Source organism: Bacteroidia bacterium, assembly GCA_039924845.1.
Lineage (GTDB): Bacteria > Bacteroidota > Bacteroidia > DATLTG01 > DATLTG01 > DATLTG01.
Genome location: JBDTAC010000019.1, coordinates 1 through 7,593 on the forward strand (window position 1 = coordinate 1; position 7,593 = coordinate 7,593).

The 7,593-nt window shown below is 33.0% G+C and carries 6 protein-coding genes; 3 read left to right on the top strand and 3 right to left on the bottom strand.

The annotated features are described in order from the left end of the window. The first annotated feature begins 87 nt into the window (after positions 1-87). Both ABIZ51_02345 and lpxK read left to right on the top strand, forming a co-directional pair. On the top strand, positions 88-1,533 hold the full coding sequence (locus ABIZ51_02345; GenBank protein MEO7087617.1) for an oligosaccharide flippase family protein: 1,446 nt from the start codon (positions 88-90) through the stop codon (positions 1,531-1,533). Positions 1,534-1,590: 57 nt separating this feature from the next. Continuing rightward, the gene (gene lpxK / locus ABIZ51_02350; protein ID MEO7087618.1) at positions 1,591-2,640 is read left to right on the top strand and encodes a tetraacyldisaccharide 4'-kinase; all 1,050 of its coding nucleotides are present in this window, start codon (positions 1,591-1,593) and stop codon (positions 2,638-2,640) included. 10 nt (positions 2,641-2,650) lie between these two features. Here lpxK and ABIZ51_02355 read toward each other — a convergent pair whose 3' ends face one another. Further along, positions 2,651-3,400 carry a head GIN domain-containing protein gene (locus ABIZ51_02355; GenBank protein ID MEO7087619.1) on the bottom strand — a complete coding sequence of 250 codons (750 nt, stop codon included), beginning with the start codon at positions 3,398-3,400 and terminating at the stop codon, positions 2,651-2,653. 17 nt (positions 3,401-3,417) lie between these two features. After that, the gene (locus tag ABIZ51_02360) at positions 3,418-4,530 is read right to left on the bottom strand and encodes an acyloxyacyl hydrolase (GenBank protein MEO7087620.1); all 1,113 of its coding nucleotides are present in this window, start codon (positions 4,528-4,530) and stop codon (positions 3,418-3,420) included. Between the two features lie 111 nt (positions 4,531-4,641). Between ABIZ51_02360 and mazG the strand changes: the two genes are divergently transcribed. Continuing rightward, positions 4,642-5,415, top strand: coding sequence for a nucleoside triphosphate pyrophosphohydrolase (mazG, locus tag ABIZ51_02365; protein ID MEO7087621.1), 774 nt, complete (start codon positions 4,642-4,644; stop codon positions 5,413-5,415). Positions 5,416-5,457: 42 nt separating this feature from the next. Here mazG and pheT read toward each other — a convergent pair. After that, on the bottom strand, positions 5,458-7,593 hold a 2,136-nt coding region (gene pheT, locus ABIZ51_02370), incomplete at its 5' end, for a phenylalanine--tRNA ligase subunit beta (GenBank protein MEO7087622.1).

Here is a 7,593-nt window from a genome sequence, read left to right on the forward strand (position 1 = left end):
CTATCTTTTTCAGAAATGGCATATTTTTATAAAATTAGTTTGACAAACTTGCGCGAAGTTATGTAATTTAGCGCAGCACCTTTTGATATGCTAAAAAAAATATTTAGTTCGACCATTCTATTCTCCATTGGGGGACTTCTGCCTACAATGGCAAGTTTGGTGCTGCTACTTCCATACACTCAAAATTTAACAATCGCAGATTATGGAGCTTTGTCCATTTACATTTCATTTACACTTCTACTTCAAATTATAGTAAATTTTGGAGTGGATGTTTTTATCCCTATTCATCATTACGAATATCAGGATGACATTGTGAAAATGAGAAAATTTGTTGGTACAATTCTTACAGTTGTACTCGCAATTAGTTTATTGTCTATTTTAATAATGCTCCTCAGCGGAAATTTTCTTTTTGAACATATTTTCCAACACAAAAACATTTCATTTTTTCCTTTTGGCTTTATGTGCGTAGTAACAGCTGTATTCAACGCAATTTTTAAAATATATACTACTTTCCTTATCTATCGGCAGAAACCATGGAAATTTTTATGGTTCAACTTATTTAACTTTGTATTAACAGTTATTATTTCTCTTATTGGTCTTTATTTATATCCTAACACTTTAATAGGACCAATTTGGGGAAGACTTTTATCTGGCGTAGGTATTTTTGTTTTATCAATGTATTTTTTCATTTCAGAATTTGGTATTTGCTTTGATTCAACTATGTTAAAAGGATTCAGAAAATTTTGCGTTCCTGTACTTCTGTTTGGCATTCTGACTTGGATTTTAAGTTACATCAATAATTATATACTCAACGCAACTGACACTATTTCTGATGTTGGAGTTTACGACTTTGCCATAAAATGCACATTACTAATCGAATTTTCTCAAAACGGACTTACCAGCGCAATAGCTCCGAAAATATACCAAATGTGGAAAGATACAGGCATAACTAAAAGCACCGTTGCAGAAAATAAATTTCATCATTTATTTGCACTCGTAACAATTCTAATTGTCGCTGTAAATATATTAACACTTCCTATTATTGTACCGATACTTGTTAAAAAACAAGCTTATCACGCAGCATTCCAATATTTACCTTTAATATGTTGCGGATTCTTATTTAGAGGAATCTATAATCTATATGTTTTTCCTATTTATTATTTCAAAAAAACGCACTTACTCCCAAAATTAGTTCTTGTTTCAGCCATTTTACAAATTATTTTGGGAATATACTTGACAAAAACATTTGGAATTTGGGGCGCTATTTCAACTACTGTCTTTATTAAAGGAACCCAAGTAATAATACTTTGGTTCGGAAGTAGAAAAATATTCGACTATCATTTTAATATTTTCAAAATGATAATGATGCCTCTTTTATACATTGTTACAATTATCGTAGTATATTTTGTATTCCATTTTGATAACTATTGGGCTCCAGGAATTATACAATTTTTATTTGCTATAATAATAATATTAATTGTTTTTAGAAATGAGATAAAACAAGTACCCAGTCTGTTAAAAACCAATAGTTGATGCAGCCTTGCCACGAAATTTATTTTGAGATGCGTCCAAAAAAATAATTTTTTACGAATGAAATTTTTACGCTTTTTATTATTTCCTTTTGCGCTTATTTATGGCGCAATTATCGCGTTGAGAAATTTATTTTTCGATATCGGAATATTCAGTTATAAAAAAATAATTGTTCCTGTTATTTCTGTCGGAAATTTAAGTATCGGAGGTACGGGAAAAACGCCTCACATCGAATATCTCATTCGTTTACTGAAAAATAATTACAACGTCGCAACGCTCAGTCGTGGTTACGGAAGGCGATCGAAAAATTATTTTTTGGCGAATGAAAATTCCAACTCTAATGAAATTGGTGACGAACCGATGCAATTCAAACATAAATTTCCAGAAATAAGTGTGGCAGTTGATGCAAAACGTGTAAACGGAATTGAAAATTTACTAAAAACAAATCCGAAAATTGATGCTATTTTATTAGATGATGCGTTTCAACATCGTGCTGTAAAACCTCACTTGTCAATCCTTTTAAGCGATTACAAAAAACTTTTTTTCAATGATTTTATATTACCTATCGGAAATTTACGCGAACCCAGAAACGGTTATAAACGGGCAGATATTATTATAATTACCAAATGTCCCGAAACAATTTCTGATCTTGAAAAAGAAAATATTAAATCGAAAATAAAAAATTTGACGCATCAAAAAATTATTTTTTCATTTGTGAAATACGGAAATCTCATTTCGTTAAATACTACTGAAATTGCCCAATTAGATTCCGAATTAGATATTTTATTAGTAACCGGAATTGCAAATTCTTTACCGCTCGAAAAATATCTGAAAGGAAAAGTAAAAACTATTTTTCCGATGCGTTTTCGTGATCATCACAATTTTACTTCAACAGATATTCAACAAGTAAAAAATAATTTTTCAGAATTAAAAAGCAGTAAAAAAATAATTTTGTGTACCGAAAAAGATGCGATGCGTTTGAGAAACACTTCACTTCTAAAAACATTGGAATCAGTGCCTTTTTTCTATATTCCGATAGAAATTTATTTTCAGGAAGACGACAAAAGAGAGTTTGACAACTTGATTTTGGAAACAGTTTTAAAAAATTAATTTTTGATTTTTATTGCTTATATAAATTTCCAGAACCGGTAATTATTTGCTTAATTTCCGTAGGATTTCCGCCATAATACACATTTCCACTTTCGTGAATCAGCACTTGAAAAAGTCCGTTAATTGTTAGATACGCATTTCCAGTGGTACTTAATCCAAGCCACGCATAGTTCGACACCGTCAAATCCGATCCATAAATAAATCCATTGCCCACATTATTACAGCTAAATTCTTGCGTATTTCCAGACAGATACACATCGCCGGCGCCGTGCATGTGTCCATCTACGTAAGTATTATTCACAATAAGATGAACATCTCCCGAACTTTCCGTACGTACATTAATCGTATCGGTAGTAAACGCATTGGTGCTCTGAATAATTCCCACGCCATTATTGGTAACATACGTTAGTCGTGGCATCGTAATGTAAATATTAATCGGTTTTTTATAGCTCCTCAAAAAATTACAGATGTTGTAATTCTTAATATCCAACTCTCCTTCCGAATTTACTTCCGTAGAAATAAGCGGTAATAAATTTTTTCCGGCTTGTACTTCAATTTTTTGTGTTGCACCTTGCGTGAGATAAATATTTTCATTATTTTCCATATAAATAGAAGTAAAAATAGGCACTTGGCGAATTTCACTTTCAATAGATCCTGTGCTTTCAAAACAATCACACACATTTGCTTTTTTGCAAGAATAAAAACTCGTTGCCAAAAAAAGCAGTGCGAAATAAAAAATTTTTACAGGTCTATTTTTCATGTTTAAAAATTATTTTTTTAAAAGCGATAACCCATCCCCCATTCGATGTACGAGGCTTTTGCGAAATGCGTTAGCAAGGTTAAATTAGCAATCAAATGATTACTGAGTTGATAGCGCAAACCAATGCGGTGAAAAATATAACCATCACTCGTATATTTAGTAAACAAGTAAAAACCCATCTCGATAGGCAACGAAAGCCTTCCCAATGTAAGCTGATAGCTACCTTTAAAGCCAAGCTGAATATCTTGAAAATCATTTTTAAAAGGCGTGGAATCGTCTTTCATTTGCTGAATATTTGACATGTCATAAAACACATCTACTCCAAAACCAAGCGTACTTTTCGTGTTTAATTTTTTATTTCTGTTGAAGGAAAAAGTATAATCAAAATAACGCGATCCACCCGGCGGATCAATTTCGGATAAACCAGTAGCAACAATAATATTATAAGTAATTTTTTTCTCCGCGGGAATGCTATCGTAATGATAATAATTTGTATTTGGATGAAAATGATACCCAATTCCGAGGTTCAACGTTGGAATATTTAATCCAAGATTCGGCGTTTGAAAAGCTCCGTTGGAAGAATGCGTAAGCCCAATTCCAGCATCCAAACGCATTTGATTTCCTAAATCAATAGTGGTATTAAATCTCAAATTAATAATTGCATTTACATGAGAACCAATTGCAATTTCTTTGTGATCATCCAGCGGATCAAATTTTTTGGTGATGTAAGCAAGTCCAGCGCCCGCACGTAAATTGAACTTACAATTTGTTTTCTTTTTATTCAAATGAAAATTGACAAAAGGATAGGCTCCGACAAGATCTCCGAGCACAGTTGGGTTTTCTAAATTAGCCGAAAAAAAAGCCAAACCAATTTCTGGAAAGCCAAATTCCTGTTGCCATTGCTGCGTTCCACGCGTTGGTTGTATGAAATCCAATTCGATCGCAGGAATATGCCCTTTCACCAAATATTGCATTGTGGCATGTTGCGCCATCAAAAAACCATAATGAATACTTGCAGAAATCCAATAATCGCATTTAGTAGAATCTTGTTGTTGCGCAAGCGTTCTCGTCGCTGTTAAAGCGAGTAAAAAAAGAAGTGAAAAACGAAGCTGAAAAAAATATTTTTTCAAATGGCTTTTTTAATTTTTTATGAACCGTTCAAAAATAGAAAAAAATTCTACCTTTAACAGGTTCTCTGCAAACGTATGTCTATTTTTGTTTTTATTTAAAAATGAAAAACAATGAATGATCAATTAAAAGCCTTCGAGCGATTACTTACCATTATGGACGAATTGCGCGCCAAATGCCCTTGGGACAAAAAACAAACGATGGAAAGTTTGCGCCATTTAACGATTGAAGAAACGTACGAATTGGCGGATGCCATTCTCGATAAAGATTTAAAAAACATCAAAAAAGAATTGGGCGATGTGTTGTTGCACATTGTTTTTTATGCGAAAATTGCTTCTGAAACCAATGCTTTCGACATCACAGACGTGATAAATAGTTTGTGTGAAAAATTGATTCATCGTCATCCACATATTTACGGAGATGTAAAAGTGGAAAACGAAAATCAGGTAAAAGAAAATTGGGAAAAATTAAAATTGAAAGAAGGAAATACTTCCGTTTTAGGCGGCGTTCCATTGTCTTTGCCGTCTTTGGTGAAAGCTTCGCGTATTCAAGAAAAAGTTCGTGCAGTCGGCTTTGATTGGGATAATGCCGATCAAGTTTGGGAAAAAGTGTTGGAAGAATTAGATGAATTTAAACACGAAGTTTCCGAAAATAAATCGAAAGAAAAAATGGAAGCGGAATTTGGCGATGTGTTATTTTCACTCATTAATTACGCACGTTTTATGGAAATAAACCCAGAAGACGCTTTGGAAAAAACGAATCGAAAATTTATTAAACGCTTTCAATATTTAGAAAAAGAAGCCGCTAAATCCAATAAAATATTAGGTGAGATGACGCTTGCAGAAATGGATGTATATTGGAACGAATCGAAAAAATATTTTTCGTAAGTCTTTTTTATCATTTGAAAAATTAATTTTTCAAACGCATTTTTATCTCAATACAGCACCTAACTTTTCAGTAAAAGCGCTCGATAATTTCTCCATTGTTTTTTCAATTTGCTTGTCGGTAAGTGTTGCATTTTCATTTTGTAAAATAAAACTTACCGCGTATGATTTTTTTTCTTTGCCAATTTTTTCCCCTTCGTACACATCAAACAAATCAACCTTTTTCAGGATTTCTTTTTCCGTTTGATACGCTAATTTTTCAATCTCCGAAAAATTAATTTTCTTATCTAACAATAAAGCTAAATCTCTGCGCACGGAAGGAAATTTAGAGATTTCAGAAAAATTTATTTTTTGATTTTGAGCCAATTTTACAATTGCATCCCAATTAAATTCAGCATAAAAAACCCTTTGGTGTATCCCTATTTCTTTTGGAGCAAGATTTCTATTAAGCTCTCCGAAAATGACAAGTTCTTGTTTTTTATTTTTATAACAAAGTGCTTCGACAAAAATATTTTTTTCATCGTTTATGGAAGTTTCAAAAGCAATATTTAATTTTTCAAATACAGCATTTACAATTCCTTTCAATTGATAGAAATCAACAAATTCATTTTTTGCATTTTGACGAGAACCCGTTTGTGAGTTTAGTAAAATGGCATTCGTTTTCCAATATTCTTTGTTTTTCTTACCAGCAATAAAAAGAGCTACTCTTTTTTCTTCTGTAAAAGGAAAAGAATCGCTTTCATTTTTCTTGTAGATTTTCCCAAATTCGTAAAATAAAATATCTGTGTTTTGACGATTCTGATTATACGCAATTGCTTCTAAACCGCTAAACAAAAGCGATTGACGCATTACATTCAAATCGGAACTTAAAGGATTTTCCAACAAAATTGTTTCTGCTGGATTGAAATTATTTTTTTCATAATAACTTGCTTTGGTAAGCGAAGTGGACATGATTTCCAAAAAGCCATTGCTGCTCAACAAATCAGAAATTGTGTTTTGCAATTGCTCGTTATCAACGCCATTTGTAAACGAAAGCGAGGAACGAAAAGCAGTTGGTGCTTCAATTTGGTTGTATCCGTAAATTCTCAAAACTTCTTCAATCACATCTACTTCCCTCTGAACATCTACTTTATAAGCTGGAACAGACAATTTCAAATCGCTTTCTGTTTCGGAAATAATTTTTATGTCGAGCGATTGTAAAATATTTTTTATGTGCGCGTGCGGAATTTTTTTTCCGATTAATTTATCGCAAGTATCAAAGTGAAAAGTGATTTCAAAATCATTTATTTTGGTCGGATAATTATCAAATATTTGAGAAGGAATTTTTCCTCCAGCAATTTCCTGAATCAACAAAGCAGCACGCTTTAAGGCGCAAACAGTGGCATTTGGATCTGTTCCTCGTTCAAAACGAAAAGACGCATCGGTTTTAATTCCGTGCCGTTTTGCCGTTTTGCGAATTGTCATCGGATTAAAATAAGCGCTCTCCAAAAAAATATTTTTCGAATGCTCATTAATTCCTGAATCCAATCCACCAAAAACACCAGCAATACAAAGTGGTTTTTCTATATCACAAATCATTAAATCATTCGCAGAAAGTTTTCGTTGAATGTTATCCAATGTGGTAAAATTTTCTCCTTCTGTTGCTTTTTTTACGATAATTTTTTCACCTTTTATTTTGTCTGCATCAAAAGCATGCAGCGGTTGCCCGGTTTCGTACAACACAAAGTTGGTAACATCTACAATATTATTTATTGATTTTAAACCGATGGCTGCCAATTTATTTTTGAGCCATTTTGGAGACTCCGACACTTTTACATCCGAAATGGAAATACCCGAATAACGCGGACAAGCAAGCACATCACTAATTTCAACATTTGGTTTCGGAAAACTATTTTCGATTTTAAAATCGTTCACAGACGGAAATTTTATTTTCAATTTTCCTTCTGCCTGATTGATAACAGCCGCCAAATCTCTGGCAACGCCAATGTGCGAAGCAGCATCCACGCGATTTGGAGTTAATCCGATTTCAAAAACTACATCGTTCTCAATTTTAAAATAATCGGCTGCCGGCATTCCTATTTTCGAATCTGCATCTAAAATCATTATACCTGCATGCGAAGCTCCAAGCCCAATTTCGTCTTCGGCACAAATCATTCCTTCGGAAAGTTGTCCGCGTATTTT

Bases quoted from the DNA above. Each gene is read 5' to 3' on its own strand.
- ABIZ51_02345 (MEO7087617.1), top strand. From the start codon at position 88: ATGCTAAAAAAAATATTTAGTTCGACCATTCTATTCTCCATTGGGGGA.
- mazG (MEO7087621.1), top strand. From the start codon at position 4,642: ATGAATGATCAATTAAAAGCCTTCGAGCGATTACTTACCATTATGGAC.
- lpxK (MEO7087618.1), top strand. From the start codon at position 1,591: ATGAAATTTTTACGCTTTTTATTATTTCCTTTTGCGCTTATTTATGGC.
- ABIZ51_02355 (MEO7087619.1), bottom strand. From the start codon at position 3,400: ATGAAAAATAGACCTGTAAAAATTTTTTATTTCGCACTGCTTTTTTTG.